The organism is uncultured Dokdonia sp. (assembly GCF_947492815.1).
Lineage (GTDB): Bacteria > Bacteroidota > Bacteroidia > Flavobacteriales > Flavobacteriaceae > Dokdonia.
In genome coordinates this window covers 244,728-262,321 of sequence record NZ_CANLOB010000003.1, presented here as the reverse complement: position 1 = coordinate 262,321, position 17,594 = coordinate 244,728, and the positions used below count along the sequence as shown (strand labels likewise).

General features: G+C 33.9%; 13 protein-coding genes. All 13 read right to left on the bottom strand.

Going from position 1 to position 17,594, the window contains the following annotated elements; genetic code table 11:
• Positions 1 to 5: 5 nt before the first annotated feature.
• The 13 genes from Q1A01_RS05620 to Q1A01_RS05560 all read right to left on the bottom strand — a co-directional run bounded on the left by Q1A01_RS05620 (position 6) and on the right by Q1A01_RS05560 (position 17,591).
• Positions 6 to 3,347, bottom strand: coding sequence for a PKD domain-containing protein (locus Q1A01_RS05620; RefSeq protein ID WP_299677266.1), 3,342 nt, complete (start codon positions 3,345 to 3,347; stop codon positions 6 to 8).
• 22 nt (positions 3,348 to 3,369) lie between these two features.
• Positions 3,370 to 6,144: a hypothetical protein gene (locus Q1A01_RS05615; RefSeq protein WP_299677263.1), complete on the bottom strand. Its 2,775-nt coding sequence runs from the start codon at positions 6,142 to 6,144 to the stop codon at positions 3,370 to 3,372.
• 86 nt (positions 6,145 to 6,230) lie between these two features.
• On the bottom strand, positions 6,231 to 9,509 hold the full coding sequence (locus Q1A01_RS05610; protein WP_299677260.1) for a baseplate J/gp47 family protein: 3,279 nt from the start codon (positions 9,507 to 9,509) through the stop codon (positions 6,231 to 6,233).
• 4 nt (positions 9,510 to 9,513) lie between these two features.
• Positions 9,514 to 9,924, bottom strand: a complete 411-nt coding sequence (locus Q1A01_RS05605; RefSeq protein ID WP_299677257.1) for a GPW/gp25 family protein — start codon at positions 9,922 to 9,924, stop codon at positions 9,514 to 9,516.
• A gap of 2 nt (positions 9,925 to 9,926) precedes the next feature.
• Positions 9,927 to 10,217 (bottom strand): PAAR domain-containing protein, encoded by a 291-nt coding sequence (locus Q1A01_RS05600; protein WP_299677254.1) that lies wholly within the window; start codon positions 10,215 to 10,217, stop codon positions 9,927 to 9,929.
• Positions 10,218 to 10,229: 12 nt separating this feature from the next.
• Positions 10,230 to 11,975, bottom strand: a complete 1,746-nt coding sequence (vgrG, locus tag Q1A01_RS05595; protein WP_299677251.1) for a type VI secretion system tip protein VgrG — start codon at positions 11,973 to 11,975, stop codon at positions 10,230 to 10,232.
• A 2-nt stretch (positions 11,976 to 11,977) separates the two neighbouring features.
• Positions 11,978 to 12,709 (bottom strand): LysM peptidoglycan-binding domain-containing protein, encoded by a 732-nt coding sequence (locus Q1A01_RS05590; RefSeq protein WP_299677248.1) that lies wholly within the window; start codon positions 12,707 to 12,709, stop codon positions 11,978 to 11,980.
• The gene (locus Q1A01_RS05585) at positions 12,709 to 12,870 is read right to left on the bottom strand and encodes a DUF5908 family protein (RefSeq protein WP_299677246.1); all 162 of its coding nucleotides are present in this window, start codon (positions 12,868 to 12,870) and stop codon (positions 12,709 to 12,711) included. The genes Q1A01_RS05590 and Q1A01_RS05585 overlap by 1 nt, the downstream gene beginning before the upstream one ends.
• Before the next feature lie 173 nt (positions 12,871 to 13,043).
• On the bottom strand, positions 13,044 to 13,505 hold the full coding sequence (locus tag Q1A01_RS05580) for a phage tail protein (RefSeq protein ID WP_299677243.1): 462 nt from the start codon (positions 13,503 to 13,505) through the stop codon (positions 13,044 to 13,046).
• A gap of 3 nt (positions 13,506 to 13,508) precedes the next feature.
• Positions 13,509 to 13,940, bottom strand: a complete 432-nt coding sequence (locus Q1A01_RS05575; protein ID WP_299677240.1) for a phage tail protein — start codon at positions 13,938 to 13,940, stop codon at positions 13,509 to 13,511.
• 138 nt (positions 13,941 to 14,078) lie between these two features.
• Positions 14,079 to 15,428 (bottom strand): phage tail sheath C-terminal domain-containing protein, encoded by a 1,350-nt coding sequence (locus Q1A01_RS05570; RefSeq protein ID WP_299677237.1) that lies wholly within the window; start codon positions 15,426 to 15,428, stop codon positions 14,079 to 14,081.
• 37 nt (positions 15,429 to 15,465) lie between these two features.
• Positions 15,466 to 15,897, bottom strand: a complete 432-nt coding sequence (locus Q1A01_RS05565; protein WP_299677234.1) for a phage tail protein — start codon at positions 15,895 to 15,897, stop codon at positions 15,466 to 15,468.
• 32 nt (positions 15,898 to 15,929) lie between these two features.
• Positions 15,930 to 17,591: a phage tail sheath C-terminal domain-containing protein gene (locus Q1A01_RS05560; RefSeq protein WP_299677231.1), complete on the bottom strand. Its 1,662-nt coding sequence runs from the start codon at positions 17,589 to 17,591 to the stop codon at positions 15,930 to 15,932.
• Positions 17,592 to 17,594 lie beyond the last annotated feature (3 nt).

The window sequence follows — 17,594 nt, the reverse complement described above, 5'->3', positions numbered from 1 at the left end:
AGCAATTATAGCGTTGAAGGAGAAGTTGGAGTTGATGGTGCTGCAACTCGAGACACAGTAGTCTCTGGTATCTCGTAACCAAAACCAACTAATGCTGCTTTTATAATATTAAAATACTGTTGAGCTGTATCCCCATCTTGAACATCATACTGGAATTGTACTTGTCCTCCTGCTACTTCTGAAACTAAGTTATTACTTAATGAAGTATAATCGCTAGGAGTCGCTGGTGACTGATTGCCATTCTCTACTGCCTCCATTAAAGTTTTAAACGTACTATTACCTATCACTTGAAATACAACACCTCTATAATAATTTGGATTTCCTGTTCCAAAGTTATTGGCTAACCTACCTTTAAAGGCTGTAATATCTGTTTCAAATTGAGATCTTCTAGGTGTAATACTGCCAGAATGATAAATAGCATTAGCTTCATCTTGGAATACCAATACAATCACATTACCTTCTGGAGCAGCTTCTCCTTCTAAATTAAGTACATCAAAAGTTCTTTCATCTCTGAAATTACGTATTTTTACTTTGTCATTATAAGCAGCTAAGTCATTATCATATAATGGTAATAATGTATTTTTCAGGACACCATCTTTCATTGTTGTTAATGGTGCTAAAGAAGAATTCATTGAACCAGACGAATCAAAATAAATACGTATTTGTGTATTCCTATTAATCGCTAATTTAAGTGACACAGGTTCTATTTGCACTACCGTACTACATCCGTTTGTGTTTGTAATTGTTACTGTAGGAGTATAAACTTCTTCCTGTCCTACTACCAAACTATATACATGTGTTACCGTATTACTGACAATTGGAGGATTAACATCTATAGGACTTCCGTCTCCATAATTCCATTCATACGTGAACTGAGGATTATAATTATTTAAAACAAAATCTACTTCTGCTGTAGGCGTAGGTGAATTTGCATCTCCATAATCTATACTCGTTGTTACTTCTAACTGTGACTGAGCAAATACGGTTAATATAGTTTCTACAGGATCATCATTTACAGTAAATGTAATTTGATCTTCGTGATTTGCTACAGGTACTAAACTAGGGTTAAATACACTCTGTCCTCCTTTTGCCACAATACCTGGAATTGCCACTCCATTAGCAAATGCTTTAATTTCTCCATCTAGTGGAATTACCGTCATTGGAATAGGTGCATCATTTTCACAAAGTTGTGTTACTGGTAATACTAAGAATACTGGATCTTTCTTATCACAACATAAATATGGTAATGAAAAATCTGCAATCACTTGAGGACTATCTTCTGACTCATGTACCAAAATAAATGTTCCTCCTGGTTCTACTCCTGCAAAATGCTCTAGTCCTGAATGCCTTTCCATAAAGTCACTCAACAACTCACTCTCTATCTCATCATCTTTTTGATCTTGTGTAACTACAGTAACACCTCCATCTTGTGTAAGTGGTGGTTTTGTTAATGCTTCCACCTCATTTAACAAATTCAATTGATAATCTAGATTAGCAATAGTTTGTAATGTTTCTTGCTGATCTACTTCTGCATTGCTTACAAAAGCTTCTGACACTTCTAATAATTGTTGTCTTAAATCAGCAATTGAGATTTCAGTTGTTTCAGGCTCTAATGATAATTCAGGGAGTTGTTCTGCTGTTCTTAAAACCTCTTGATCACTTACTAAATCTGCACTTACTCTCTGTGTATCATTTACATCAGTAGTAGATTCTAAGTCCACCTTTTGTGTATCATTCACTTCAATAGTCGGATCTAATGCAACTCTTTGAGTATTTAGTACTCTAGGAGTAGAAGTAATAGGGAAACCTCTTACAGGACCGCTAATTACATCTGCACTTTTTCTACGTAGCATTACTGTCTTAATATCAAATGGTAAACCATATTTTGCCTTTATGGTATTGATATTTTCATAGGCAATTTTATAAGATTGTCCTAAATGACCTTCTATTCGGAAGAAGTTATTATCATCTAACGTATAATTTAATGGGTTTTGAACAAAATCATCGCTAGCTAAATTCCCTTTATGATAACTTAAATTTTGGTCTTCTTCATCATTTTCTGATTTTTCATAATCCCAAGTTCCCAGTAACTCATCTGTTACATTGTAATAAAATGGGACTGCTTTTTCACCTAAATTAGTATCTTTTTTAGAAGGTGTAATTCTAACAGGACCAATAAACTTTCGGAAGTTTTCAATTTCTTGTACAAAACGTTCTGCTAGTAATACAGTTCTTGCGTAGTTTTCATCTTCTTCAGAAAGAATTGGTGATTTATAAAAATCATGACGATACGGAGTATTCTCTCCTAATTCTAAAGAAGCATCTACTGGACCTAACATTAAGTGTTTAGGAAAAGATTGAATATTTGGACAGCATTCTGCTTTTAAATGCAAAAGCAAGTCTTTAATTTCATTGTAAGTCGCTACTAAGTCTTTTAATAAATCATAACGATATTGAAAATCTGTTTCTGTATTAATTAATAGACTTCTTAAGGAAGCTTCTAATGTACCTAATATATTTATAGGCACACCAAATGTATTGCTAATCAGCTCAAACCCTTCACCTAATTTTTTTAAAATATTATCTCTTTCTATAGCACTTGTAAACTTCGCTCTTACTTCTGCATTTGTTGTTACATCTGCTGTTAAAAAGGCTCTAGCTACTTCTATATTTGGCAAGTCATCATAAAGTACTTCAAACTCGTTGTATTTATTATAAATAGTATCTTGAGTATTACCTTCTATAATTTTTTGAGCATCGGCAGTACTTACTAGCAATATTTTTAAATCAGAGACTTGTTCATCTCCTTGACTATCACAATCTACAGTATCACAATCACCACCTTCATTCACATAACTATCTAAATATAGAAGCACTACTTTTCCTGCTAATGTAGCTTCATCTAATGCGACAAAACCTACTTCACCATCCTGAATATCACTTAAATTCTTTAACTCTATCATAGAAGTTAGATCCGTAAAATGAGGATATGAGAATATTTCATTATCTGTCTCATATAATCGATAGTGTGTAAACACTTTTCCATCTAAATCTATAGACACTTCTTTAAGGCCATCCAGATTGTTTCTTAGGGTAATAATATCGCCATCTGTTGTCACTCCTGCTCCTTGGCTTATTCCAAGACCATTTAGATTTGGATCAGCTAGTCCAAATGATGATGCAGTTCTAAAACCACAGACTACACCTACACCACTGAGACGGGTTCTAGATAGGCGATCTTGATCTTCAAAATAATCTATAAATTCGTTCAACTGGTCTTCTGTAAGCGCCTGGTTCTCGTTGAACTTTCTATACTGTACTGTTATATTATCTAATTTAGTATTCATCTTTTATTTTTTTTAAACGCTTTTAAATGTTTGATTGCCCTAAGATTATTTTTCCATTTAAGTCATCATTATCATCTTGATCACAATCTAGAAGTCTTCCTGGAGGGTATATATTATTTAAGTTATTCATGGCTGCAATAAGATCTCTGGTACTCGTAGCTAAACTTGCAAGATCTTCTCCTGATTTATCTATTAAGTACTTCTTATAGACTTTTTCAAAATCATATAAATCATTTGCAGCAGTAGTTCCGTCTTGTCTATCTCCTACCCAACATATCTTTGCGAGTATATGTGCAGGAAGTTCTTGTCTAATTAAAGTCTCAGCATATTTTCTGAAATCAGGGTTAGAAAAACGGAATGTATATCCTGGTAATACAATACTTACTCTATACGTATACGGATCAAATACATCTTCTTCACAACCATCTTCACAAGAAGTCATAAACTCTTCACTCCCAACTTCGGCATCGGTTTTAACATCAGAAGCAACAATAAAACTACTGTCTACATCCATACATCCAATTCCTAAAAGCTCATAATCAACTTCTGTTCTTGGCTTTAGCAATAAATGTTCTACTAGAAACATTCCTTCTTCTGAAAATTCAAACTTGAAGTAATTAATTAGTGTTCTTATTACATCCTTTAACTCTTCTTGAGTAATATAAGTGGGATTATGAATGGCTATTACTTCTTCTGGAGTAACACCATCTGAACTTTCTTTCTTAACTACTTTAAAATAATATCTTCCTGATCCAGAAACACATATCTTTAAGTTTCCTACAAAATCTCCATCTTCAAACGTTTCTTCAAAAGCAATATCAAGATCTTCTGCATCTATCTGTATCGCAAGGAAAACTGCTTCATACATTTCTTGTAAAGCTGCATACTCTAATTCTTTTGTATTTACAGAAGAAAGTGCAATATTTCCGCTAGCGTTTTTAACTTTCCAAGTATATGTAGCATTACCATCTGTATCTGTAACACTATTAATAACTACAGGAGAATCTGATAAATTTCTACGATCATAATTTTGTATTCCTAGTAATCGAGCTATTCTTTTTTGTACTCCAGAAATATTTGACGTATTCCATAATTCTGAATCTGGTTGTGCATAATAATTATACCCTAATCCTCTCTCTGCACTTACATCTTTATACTCTTTTAGGAATGCTTCTTTATTATTAAGAATAATTTCATCTGAAGCTCTACCATACAAAGTTTTCATTAAAAAAGTATACTCATTAAATTGCTCTGAAAACCTCGAAATAAGATGATCCAAAATTTGATTTCTTCTTTCTACACTATTATCTAATGCCTTATAAAGAGTATCTGTAAGTACTGTATCATTAGAAGTTTCATAACTATCACTTACTAATTCATCAAATCCTTTTACTCCCTTGATTGCTTGTGTAAAATAAGTGCGTTTTAATGTTCCGTTGATGCTTAATAACTCCTTCACTTTACCTAAGTGTTGAAAATAACTTGCAAGCATTTTATCAAAGAATAATAAATATCCTTTTAACTGTTTTGCTAATGCTTCTCTTTCGGGAGTTGATTTTGCTATAATACCTGTTTCTCCTACACCATACGTATCTGGAAAATCATTTAATATTGTTGAATGGTTTTCTATATCTAATACAGTTCCTTGAGGTACTTCTAATTCTTTATTAAGTCTTGCATTTTCTCTAGCAAGCGCTTCCTCTTCTCTAATTTGTTGTTGAAAAGCGACTACCTGAGCCTCATTAATATTTAAAGGCAAAGTCCCTTTACTATAACTAAAAGAACTTAAATCACATAATACAGGCTTCTTACCATAGTCAACACATAATACCCAATCATCTAGATTAACTTTTCCATCACAATTATTAATAGAAATATTATTAATCACTTTCACCCCTTCTACAGACATGATTTCTTTAATCAGATCCGAAACTCGTATTTCTCTACGCAGTTCGCTATTTTGTAGCTCTTCTGTCTTTATAAATCCATTATCAAGAATAGGTCCTTCAAAAATTTCATCTGTAGGATATCCTTCCTCCAATAACTGATTTAGCGAATAGAAGTTAATATCTGGTGCTAAGTAATTATTAATTACTTTCAAGACATTTGCATGTACCCATTCTTCATCTGCATTATTTTCTACATCTATTCTTGCACAAACAGCAATGTTTTGTGTAGGCACTTCTTTTATTTCAATAAGATCTTCACATAGATTTCGATTATCATGAAAACGGTTTAATGTTTCTGAGAGCACTGTAGACTTCCCGCAATCATCTATCTCGTCATTATAATCTATTAAGATATCGTATAGACCCTTTATATTAAACTGCTGTAGTTTATCTGTTTGCAGATCTGTACTATCAAAAGCGATATCCCCTGTATTACAATCTACAAATAGTGTTTGTTCTCTGGGCATGATCCAGCAATTTTTCACTAGTTTCTCACCCATGGAGCTATCTCCAATATCAAGAATTAACTTTCTATAATCGATTTGTGTTAAAGGCTTAGCTGGTAAAATTTCTGAAGCCTTAATAAACTGATCTTGTATTCCTTTTCCGGCTTCGTTTGATGCTAAGATATCTGCGGTATTCAGATCCATTCTCATACCGAGGTCAGTTATCGCATAACTTAACACTTCTAATATCGTGATACCTGAATCATGAGAATTAAAATCAGTCCAAAGTTTACTTCCTAATTGCTCTATATAATTAATACCTGTTCTTCTCAAAAATTGAAAATCCAAATCATCTTGAGTCTCAACTTTTTTAGGTATACTGATATGCTGATTTTCTAACATTTATTTATGTTTTTTCTAAGTACAAAACCAAGATGACATGTACTTGTAATTAATATTTTTTTTGCTTTCGCGAAAGCGTAAACGCCTTACAAACCTACCGTTGGTGGATTTGGATTTTCTGGAGGACTCATAACTTCACTGTCTACAGTTGTCCTCTGAAAACTATCTGGATCGTCACACACTTTCTTAGCAATAGTCACTTGATGTTGTTTTGCCGACACTAAAATGGATTTAGGATCTGCTATTATTGAAGCACTTGTTTGTAGTTCTTCTCTAAAAGTTCTATTACCATCTTCATCTATCACTGGAATTATTTTATATACCCTGATGTTATCTATGTAATCTACATACGCTAAATGCTCTATATAGTTTAGCATCAGGTTTGTATTTAAAGACACATCAAAAACAATAGAGCGGTCTGCTTCAAAAGCCCAAGGAGAGATGTATTTCTTAATATCTATATCTAACTGTTTTTTATAAAACTCTTCATCAAATTGCTCAAAGAATCTTACAGCTATGGCTACTCTCAACTCTTGATAATTAGGATTTATCACTGAAGCATTTACATGTGCTGTATTTAAACTATTTATATACGTTTTTATAGTGCTCAAACTATTTCTACTTACTCTAGGCTGGTAGATATCAAAAGCATTTTTATTTCTCGTATCTGGCACGACAACTAACGTTACATTACCTGGTGACATAAAAGAGTCTTCAGAGGTGTGGTTTAAACATTTTACTTTAAATACTTCTGGGAAGTTTTCTAAAATAAGTTGCTCATAATCCCATGAAGTAATTGCTCTATTTTTATGTCTTAAGCGCTCACTAATTCTTCTGTAATACTGTACATCTGATTCTTCATATACCCCTCCAAACGAGTTGTAATTTTGGTTTACAGACTTGATTTTAGGTATTCTAGTAATGAGTTTACTAATGGTTTCTGCTTCGAGTCCTGTTTCTAAATGAGATACCTCATTATCATTATTTTCAAATGTTGTTAAGACAGCTTGCGTAAATACGCCTTGTACTCTACATACAGCATCATAGCTTCGTTTCATACTAGCTCTCACCCAAACAAGATCTTTAGGAAGACGTGTATTATTTACATCTACATCTCTAGGTATATCAAATTTTACAATTCCTGATTTTAAGAAATTATTGGTGTCGTCTTCTAAAATATATTCAGATAAGTTTCTCCACGTATTTCCAGAGAGTACTTCCCAAGTTATTTTTTCGCGATCTCCAAACGTATCTACCTCTGGGTTTTCACTTCCTTCTAATGTTTGAATAAGCAGTGATATTCTTTGACTAGGCATTGCATCTAGTCCTACATAAAACTGTCCTCCTGGAACATTTGCTGGCACTAATTGTTGAGCATCTGGAGACTTTATATATTGTCCAAAAACATCTTCAGTAAACACTCTTATCTCTTTATTTTCTGAAGGTCCGCCACTACTACTTCTTGATACATATGAATAAGCAATATCTGTTGCAGAATAGCTCAATTCTATATCTTGTGCCTCAGGAATATACGGCTCATTAGGAATTAATGTATCTGAATTTTCGTTTGGAACTGTATTAGAATCCAATAATGCAAGTGTATATAACTGTGGATATATATCTTGTAGTGCTGTTTGATTTAGAGATAAGCGTATTGCTTCTGCGGTACCTACATCACTTGTAGTGTTCGTTATTGTAAAATTAGTATTGTACCCATCTGTTGTTTGATTAAACAATACAACATTTGGATTTTTTAAGCCCCACTCTTTTCTGTCTAATAAGTAAGCATTTGCTCTAAAATAAGAATCCGAATTTACAACTGATCCTGATGGTTGTGCCGTAGCTAATGAAAATGCTTGTGCTGATACTCCTGTACTTGACTCTAATCTTGCTGTTGGAGCTATTGTTTTAAAAGTCTGTTGTGAGAGGTTATCTCCAGAATTAAACACATATGCTTTATAATGATCTGTTATTGAGTTTGGAGTATTCTTCCAATTTATTTTAACATTAACATTATTCCAGTTTTTAGAAAATATTTCTGGATGTCTAATATAAAAATTAGACCCTTTTGTAGGCTGTCCTGTAAATGGAAAATAAGGCTTTTCTGCATTTAAAGTTCCATTATCATTCTCAATCATTGCCGTTGTAATACCTTCTACATCTACAGAGACTGTTATATTTTGAATTTCTTTTAATGATAATGCTTGATATAAATCATAGCGTTTATCTCCTTTAATTAGAAAACGTACTACTGGAAAAGTTGTATTGAAACTTTCTAATAATACCTCTGGATTATAATTTACAACTGCTGGAAAATCTTTTGCTAATTCAAATGATAATGTTAATGATTTAGAAGTATTTGAAACACTTCCTAACGTTATACCAGACAACCATTCTTCTTCTCCACTACATTGAGTTTCAATATTATTTCTAAAGTCATTTGCCGTAAAAACGGTGACTCCGTTATTTTCTGAGTTATAGCTTAATGCTCTATCTGACTCTTTTGTATACTCTATTGTTACAGTAACCTTTCTTTTTCCTTCTTTTAGATTTAATAACGATGACGCTATAGAAAACCCTAGATTGGCATCTGGTAATTCTTCATAATTAGTCTCACTAGAATTATATCCAAATGGCCACCAAAAATTGCTTTCTTCTGGAAGTTCTTTTTCTAAACCATCTAATGAATCGGCTTTTCTAGCAAGCTTGAGTTCTTTCTTTTTTTCGTCATTTAAAAAACTTCTTAACCCAACAACTTGTGCTTGATTTGCAACAAGCTCTTCATTTGTTTTATATACTCGTTTTTTACCTTGTGTATCTTTATCTCCATCTAATGAAGTTCCTGCTGGTATTCTTTCTTGAATTGCTTTTTTGGCAAGTTCAAAAATGATATATGCTTTATCTGCAACAGCTTCTTTCTTTTCTATTTTTAATACTTCTCCATAATAGAAATCAAGATGTCTCTTTGATAGATTATTAAATTTTTCTTGAGACAATTCTAAAAGTCTAATAAAACATACAAAAAGACTTAAATGTGGTGTAAGCGATCTTTCGTTTTCAAAATCAGAAAGTGTTTTTAAGACATTTTTTTCTAGCTTTTTGTATGCAATGGTTTCTCTTCTAGGAATGCTTTCTTGATCAATCTCAAAATAATTAAAGAAGTCCTGCCAATTTCCTTCAGGAGTTGTGTTATTATCTTTATCAAAGTAATTCACATGCTTTGCAAAATTGTATGCAAAAAGCAACCAATCTGCCATGTTTAAATCATGAAGTTTGAAACTCTTAGGATCTAATGTCTCTAAAAAGCGTTGCGATTGTGATTTACCGTCGCTATAGTGTGAAAATGTATCTATTTGTTTCTTCATGTTTTTAGATTTCTGTTGCTTCTCCTTTATAGAAAGGGAAGACGATATTACTTCTTGTATTTGTGTTTCTGACTTCGTAGTCTACCACTATTAGAATTTCTCCTTCTAATTCATTGCTGCTATCAATATCAATACTTAGAATGCTTATCCTTGGCTCATGATAAAGGATTGCTCTTTCAACGATCCCTTTTATTTGTGTTATGAGTGTCAATGTAATCGGCTTAAACAACAGCTCTTCTAGATCACATCCATAATCAGAAAGCATCACACGTTCTCCTAATCGAGTAGAAAGTAAAATGACCAAACTATTATTGATGTCTTCTACATCTGTTGTCATTGCTACTTCTTTTTGAGCCTTATTGAATTCAGGAGGAAAACTCCACCCTCTTCCTAAAAAATCTCTATCTATTTTCATAATTATCCTCCTATTAAAACCGTTGCTTCTCCTGCTACTATAACTCCTCCATGCACTGTAGAATCCCCTAATCTAGCGGCAGGTTTCCCTCCAATTAAGACTGTTCCTGAGCCTGATGCTATCGTATCTGGAGGACCTGTACATAGCGCTTTATCTCCTACTCTGGCTGCAGGTATTTTTCCTATCAACACAGTAGGTTCTCCTGCTGGAAGTATAGGTCCTCCTACATGAGGTGTCGTTCCTGTTACCAAAGGACATGTATGCATATCTGTAATCCTCGCTGCTGGTTTCATTTATTATTTTTATTAATTAATTTGTACTTGAGAGCCCTTAACTACTGTAACTGCTCCAGATGATATTTCTGCTCCAGCACTACCCTCAACTTTTAATTGTGCATTTGCTTTTCCATTAATATTCATTCCTTCTACATTCACATCTCCAGTAGCTTTAATATTTATATCTCCGGCACTTTCCATGGTGATTCCATCACTATTAAAAGTTAGAATATTTGCATGTTCATCTTCTATTTGAACAAGATCTGCATCTTCATCTAGAGTTACTTTTTTACCTGCTGGAGTTTCTAAGACATAGGAAATTTTATCATCATTAAAGATCATTTTCATTTCGCTACGAGTGACAATTCCTTTTTCATGATTATCATCAGAAGCAGTAAGTGGTGCTGGTTTTGTACTACTATTTAGCATTCCCAAAACAACAGCATCATTAGGATCATCATTTATAAAACCTACAATGACCTCGTCTTCTATTTCTGGTCTAAAAAAAGAACCTCTATTTTCACCTGCATCAAGTGTGGCAATACGTGCCCAAATACCTTGTTCTTCATTATTGATAATTGGAATTTGAACTAAGATTCGATCTTCTCCATCTGGGTCAGATTCAAGTTGTGTTACAATTCCAATATGTAATCCGCTTATTGCTGGAATGATTCCTGAACCTGGCATGTCTGTTACATCATAGGTTTCTGAAAACCAAGTAGGACATAATCCAAATTGTGCATCTACTAACCAGTTTCCATCTACAATCTCATGACGTACTCCTGTCACATAAATAGTTCCGTTGTAGCGATTACCAACTCCTTCTAATTGTAGGAGAGTGCCTGGTTTTACAGCTGGAATTCCTTGAAATTTTACACGTCCTCTTGTTTTTGCTAGTTGTTGATATAATGCTTTTGCGTCACTCCAATCTTGTAGTTCTTCTTGAGATAGATTACCGCCGTGTCTTAATTCAAAATTGTCTAATTGTAACACATTTGCTAAATCACTTGCTGCTAAATCTCCATTAAGATTTACACTAGGATCTTGTGCTTCTGTTTCTAAAAGTTCTTGATCTGTATAACTCCATGAATAGGATGTAATCTTATCAAACTGATCTCTAGCATCTATCTCTCCATCAAATTCATAAATTGATGAACCATATACTACTGTTTCTACAGTATCACCACTTAAAACTGGCGCTGCTACTTTTACCGTTCCATCATCAACAAAGCACAACTTTCCGTTTACTTGTGCTCTTGTGAGCATAAAATCCCAATCAGATGTGCGGTATTGTATTAATTCTTGATGTTCATTTGAAGTCGTTTCGACATCGGCTGTTAGTCCTTGATTTCCTATAAGTTCTTCTATAATTGCACTATCTGTACTATCATAAAAATACTTACTCTTTCTACCTACTGTCATTTTAACAGCTTCATCTCTACACTCAATAATGAGATATGACTTCCCTTTTCTTACTTTGATATTGTGTTTAATGACAACACCTTTAAAAATAGTTTCTTCATCAAGATGATATCCTGCTGTAATTTCAATCTCTTTACCAGGAATTAGTAACTCTTCATTACTTAATTCAAAATCTTGTTCTGAAGCACTACCATCTAAAATAACAATCTGAGCATAAGGGATTCTATTAATCTCTTTTTCTACTACGATGCTTTTTACACCATATTTCCCTGGTAATTCACTTCCTCCTGACAGTACTTTATGTGTAATTAAGTCAGGATTTTTTGATGTTTGTATGTATCCGCTATTGTTCATATTTATGATACTTTTTCAATCGGTGGAAAGAAAATTTCTGTTCCAGGTTGTAGTTGTCTAAAACTTGTGATATTGTTTATTCTGGCTACTTCTAAGTAGTATTTATCATCTCCATAAATACGCTCAGTCATTAAAGGCAATGTATCTCCTGCTTTGACCATTCTAGTATGCGTCACATCAGGTGAATTTGGTGTAGTTATCGCTTTTTCTAATTCAGGGCTTATAGACTCACAAAATTTTGCTTTTCCTACAGCTCGTAATGGAAGTCCGCTACTATCAAACAACTTGTAGTTTACTGTAAACTCTGCAAGTATTCCTTTAAACTCAAAATCTCCCCAGTTAATAATTACGTTATAGGGTTTATGAATTCCAGATACAAATTCTCCTGTTGCTTCATAAAAATCTTTTAATTGCTTTTTTACACTTGTTTCTGCAAAGTTTTTGCGTTGTATTCTATTAATAAGTGCAAGTCCTGCATTAGCTTCTGTAACTCCTGTTCCGTCAAAAAGAAATTCTAAATTCAAATCTGTAGAAGGAGAAGAAACATATTTCTGATTAGTTTTTGCTGCACCTTCTGGTTGCTCTTTATTAAGCTTTGTTTTAAAAGTTACATCATACCCTTCTGGATTAAGAAAAGCAGTAAAAACTCCAGATGCTACTCTTTTTTTATAATCAGAGTTCTCGTATGTTCCTATGGTTAATTTTTCAATTATTCCCTGTTCAAATAATCCCATTATCTTTCTTTTTTACGGTGTTGTATTTTCATTATTTGCGACACATTTTCTTGTATTAATTGTGTCACTTTCTCCTGATCGACAGTAGTTACTCCTGTACTTCCTGCTTTATTCTCGTCCACATTAATTTTTATGTGTAACTCTTTAATTTCTATTGGCATATTGTTTTACTTTATTATGTTCCATTTTTTTTAAAACAACATCTTCAAAAATCAAACACATAGCACGCCCTTTCAGCATCATGGAATACTCCACGAATCTGTATGTATTATTCAAAAAATGTTTTTGATTTACCTCTTATGAATCAGCGTCCTATGTGTTGTTTTTTGATCACTTATAGGCCAAAGCTTGCGCTAGGTATTGTAAAATATCTGTATTTTAACTCTACAGTTTCTATTGCCAATTTATTTTCTTCGGCATTAAATTCTGACACATCCCATTTAACAGGATATGCACCTATCACATTCCACACCATCAAAGGTGCTGTAGATTCTGCTCCTCCATTAAGTGTTATAATAAGATCTCGAGGTTCAAACTGAAACTTCTCCATAGCATCTCTACTCCATTTAATCAAGCCAGAGTTTGTAATCAATCCCCTTCTCAACACTAAGTTTGGATACTTAGGACGCATTGGAAGTTGATGTAAGAATCTGTTTTCTCCACCTTCGGCATACTCTTCAACTCCAATCTCAGTACTAAGTCCTGTTACCGATTGAAATTGAGAATCAATGCCTTCTAAAGTAGAAACCCCGTTGACAATAAAAGAGAAACTAGTGGGTGGATATATTGCTGCCATGATTTAGTTGTTTTCGATGACTAATCCTTCGTGACAAATCTCAATAGATTCTACGGCTACTTCGTTTCCTTCTGCTTTAAGATCTGTAGATTGTATCTTCATTGGAAATGCTTTATTTACTTTCCAAGTAATTGCTGGCGCTCCTGTTTCGTCTAGTAATGAGATCGTAATAGTTCTACGCTCTACGGTATTTAATTGGATACTATTAAACCAATCAAAGTATTCATTGTCTCCTTTAAATGATCCACGTTTTAATGTGATATTACTAAACTTTTTCATACCAGGCATCTTGATTTTTGTAAAATCTGGACTTGCGCCTTGACGATATTCAATAGGTTCTACTTCAACATCTAGACCTGAAACCTCCTGGAAACCTATATTAGTCCCTCCCCAGTCTACTGAGAAGTGAAACTTTGATAATGGGTATTCATTCATAACTTTCTGTTTTAATTTTTACTGTTTTATTATTCTAATTCAATGCACGATAAAGAATATAAATTACGTGTAGTGTTCCTTTTTCCGCTTTCGCGAAAGCGTACCCAGTATTTATATTTTTTAAGCTCTCAAATTATTTTATGATTCCTGTAGTTTGTGAGAAAAACGAAGAATAATAAATTCTGCTGGACGCACTGCTGCCATTCCAATCTCTACAATCATTTTTCCTTCTAATACGTCTTGTGCAGACATTGTTTCTCCTAAGCCTACTCTTACGAAATATGCATCTTCTGGAGTTGCTCCTGCTAATGCACCTGCTCTCCATTGTGTATTTAAGAAATTCTCGATCATAGCACGTACACGTACCCATGTATTAGAATCATTAGATTCAAAAACAAAACGCTCTGAAGCTTTCTTTACAGACTCTTCTACCATGTTAAAGAAACGACGAACAGATACATAACGCCACTCATTGCTGTTACCATCTAGTGTTCTAGCTCCCCAAACTAAAGTACCTTTTCCTGTAAACGTACGGATAGCATTTATTGACTTTCCTCCATTTGCATCTACATTAAGACTTTCTTGATCTTGACTAGAAATTTTTAGTGTTGGTGCTACTACATAGTTTAATCCTACATTTGCTGGTGCTTTCCAAACTCCGCTTGTACTATCTACCTTTGCATATACACCTGCCATAGCTGATGATGGTGGTAAAACAACACGTAATGATGAAGCGATGTCATTTTTAGCAGCATTATAAGCTCCTGAATTTGCAGTTTTTAAAGCAGCTAAATCTGTTTCTGTAATAGCTACACCTGCACTATTTGTACTATTTGCATCGATAGTTACTGCTCCATCTTCATACTCATAATTTAAAATAGTTTCTAAATGTGGATAGTATACAGCTCCGTACTTATCTCCTGGTACATTACTATTTCTGAAACTATCTACAGATGCTTGATTATCTTCAATAGTATCCATAATCGCAAAACGATCTTGTAACTTATTACATTGATTTAATGCAGTGATGTATAGAGAATATACTTCAGCTTCGGTTGGTAGTGATAAAGCGTCTGGAAATACTAATAATGTAGGCTCATCTTCTTTTGCTACTTCTGCTAATCCAGCTTCTAATTCTGTAAAAGAGACACCTCCACCGTAGTTTCCTACTGATACAATATAACAAGGACCTCCGCCATTTGCAAAATACATTTGCATAGCATAGTACATTTTAAAATCACTTACATCTGCTTTATCAAGAGAAGCTGTAGCTACTCCATTCTCAATCTTTACAGAAATATCTGCTTGTGGCTGTGCACCTCCAAATAATGTTTTATACTCTAATAAAGAAGTAATTCTAGTAGGTTCATTTGCAGGCCCTGTTGCTGTATATCCTACAAAAGCAGGAATAGCCGTTTCAACTTGTGCTACTGAAGGTGGAAATATTGATACCTCCTCGATGAATGCACCTGGTGTTTTATAATTCATAATATAAAATGTTTATTGTTTATTATTTAATTTGTTATTAATTGTTTTCGATCACTAATCCTTCATGTGCGATCTCGATAGATTCTACTGCTACTTCGTTTCCTTCTGCTTTTAAATCTGTAGACATTATCTTGATTGGAAATGCTTTGTTTACTTTCCAAGTAATTGCAGGTGTTCCAGTTTCATCTAATAATGAAATTGTGATAGTTCTACGTTCTACCGTATTTAATTGGATACTGTTAAACCAATCAAAGTATTCATTGTCTCCTTTAAACGATCCACGTTTTAATGTGATGTTACTAAACTTCTTCATACCAGGCATCTTGATCTTTGTAAAATCTGGACTTGCGCCTTGACGATATTCAATAGGCTCTACTTCCATATCTAGACCTGAAACCTCTTGAAAACCAATATTGGTTCCTCCCCAATCTACTCCAAAGTGAAACTTTGATAACGGATATTCATTCATAATTTTCTGTTTTAATTTTTACTGTTTAATTTTTATGATTCTTGTAATTTATGTGAGAATCGAAGTATGATGAATTCTGCTGGACGTACTGCAGCCATTCCGATTTCAACGATCATTCTTCCTTCTAAGATATCTTGTGCAGACATTGTTTCGTCTAGTCCAACACTTACAAAATAAGCGTCCTCTGGCGTAGCTCCTGCTAGTGCTCCTGCTCTCCATTGCGTGTTTAGGAAGTTTTCGATCATTCCTTTTACTTTCACCCAAGTATTAGCATCGTTTGCATCAAATACAAAGCGTTCTGAAGCTTTCTTTACAGATTCTTCTACCATGTTAAAGAATCGACGCACTGATACATAACGCCATTCATTACTATTGCCATCTAGTGTTCTAGCACCCCATACTAAGGTCCCTTTTCCTGTAAATGTTCTAATAACATTTATTGACTTTCCTGCATTTGGATCTACATTTAATCCATCTTGCTGTGTATTATCTACTTTTTCAGTAGGTCCCACTACATAGTTTAATCCTACATTTGCTGGTGCTTTCCAAACTCCTCTTGTACTATCTACTTTTGCATATACACCTGCAATTGCTGCAGATGGCGATAATACGACTGGAGTAGCGTTGATAAGTGCTTGAATCTCATTATAAGCAGTTGTCCCTTTATATCCAGATAGTGTACCATCCTTGTACGCACCATCATCATCATCTTTAATACCTAAAGCAAGTATTATAGCATTAGCATAAGCAGCTTTTAATTCACTTGAATTAATAGATGCTTCAATACCTGTTAAATCAAAAGTCATATCATGAGTAACATTTATTCTCCTCATAATCTCAATGATAGTTTCCTGATTTTGTTCAAAATTATCTTCCGTATTATTAGCTATATCTAAATCAACACTAGCTATTACAACATCTAATTCTGCAATTTCTGATGCATAATCATACCCCGTTCCATCATGTACAATTAAAGCATTCTCATCAAACTCGTAGTTTAAAATGGTTTTTACGTGTGGAAAATACGCTGCACCATATTTATCTCCTGGAATAGCTGTTCTAAATTCATCTATTGTATTAACAATAGTAGGAGTTCCTTCTACATCAATTTCAGTTTCAGTTTCTCCTCTGTAAGTATCCATAATCACAAAGCGATCTTTTAACTCATTAGCTTGTGATAATGCATCTTGATAAAGACCATAAAACTTTGCCTCATCAAGTGTTTTTATTGCATCTGGAAATACAAGAAGTGTTGGTTCATCCTCCAATGCTACAGCATCTAAACCTTTTTTCATTCTTACATCTGGTGCTTCAGCTCCTTCTCCTTCTGTGATAGCATAAGCTTCATAAGTTCCTGCCGAAACAATGTAACAAGGACCTCCTCCATTCGCAAAATATAATTGCATAGCGTACGGCATTAAAAAGATAACATCTGTTGTTACTAATTCTGTCCCTCTTACTAGATCATCTTTTAACGTTAATTGCTCTTTCTTTGCCCCTCCAAAAAGCGTTTCATACTCCAACAACGAAGTAATTCTTGTTGGCACCTGTAGCAAATCATCTTTTACTTTTCTTTCTGCTTTTTCAGTAAACCCTACAAATGCAGGAATTGCTGTTTCCACCTGTGCTACTGAAGGAGGAAATATCGATACTTCCTCTATAAATGCACCTGGTGTTTTTAATTGTGTTAACATATT

Bases quoted from the DNA above. Each gene is read 5' to 3' on its own strand.
- Q1A01_RS05620 (WP_299677266.1), bottom strand. From the start codon at position 3,347: ATGAATACTAAATTAGATAATATAACAGTACAGTATAGAAAGTTCAAC.
- Q1A01_RS05615 (WP_299677263.1), bottom strand. From the start codon at position 6,144: ATGTTAGAAAATCAGCATATCAGTATACCTAAAAAAGTTGAGACTCAA.
- Q1A01_RS05610 (WP_299677260.1), bottom strand. From the start codon at position 9,509: ATGAAGAAACAAATAGATACATTTTCACACTATAGCGACGGTAAATCA.
- Q1A01_RS05605 (WP_299677257.1), bottom strand. From the start codon at position 9,924: ATGAAAATAGATAGAGATTTTTTAGGAAGAGGGTGGAGTTTTCCTCCT.
- Q1A01_RS05600 (WP_299677254.1), bottom strand. From the start codon at position 10,217: ATGAAACCAGCAGCGAGGATTACAGATATGCATACATGTCCTTTGGTA.
- vgrG (WP_299677251.1), bottom strand. From the start codon at position 11,975: ATGAACAATAGCGGATACATACAAACATCAAAAAATCCTGACTTAATT.
- Q1A01_RS05590 (WP_299677248.1), bottom strand. From the start codon at position 12,709: ATGGGATTATTTGAACAGGGAATAATTGAAAAATTAACCATAGGAACA.
- Q1A01_RS05585 (WP_299677246.1), bottom strand. From the start codon at position 12,870: ATGCCAATAGAAATTAAAGAGTTACACATAAAAATTAATGTGGACGAG.
- Q1A01_RS05580 (WP_299677243.1), bottom strand. From the start codon at position 13,505: ATGGCAGCAATATATCCACCCACTAGTTTCTCTTTTATTGTCAACGGG.
- Q1A01_RS05575 (WP_299677240.1), bottom strand. From the start codon at position 13,940: ATGAATGAATACCCATTATCAAAGTTTCACTTCTCAGTAGACTGGGGA.
- Q1A01_RS05570 (WP_299677237.1), bottom strand. From the start codon at position 15,428: ATGAATTATAAAACACCAGGTGCATTCATCGAGGAGGTATCAATATTT.
- Q1A01_RS05565 (WP_299677234.1), bottom strand. From the start codon at position 15,897: ATGAATGAATATCCGTTATCAAAGTTTCACTTTGGAGTAGATTGGGGA.
- Q1A01_RS05560 (WP_299677231.1), bottom strand. From the start codon at position 17,591: ATGTTAACACAATTAAAAACACCAGGTGCATTTATAGAGGAAGTATCG.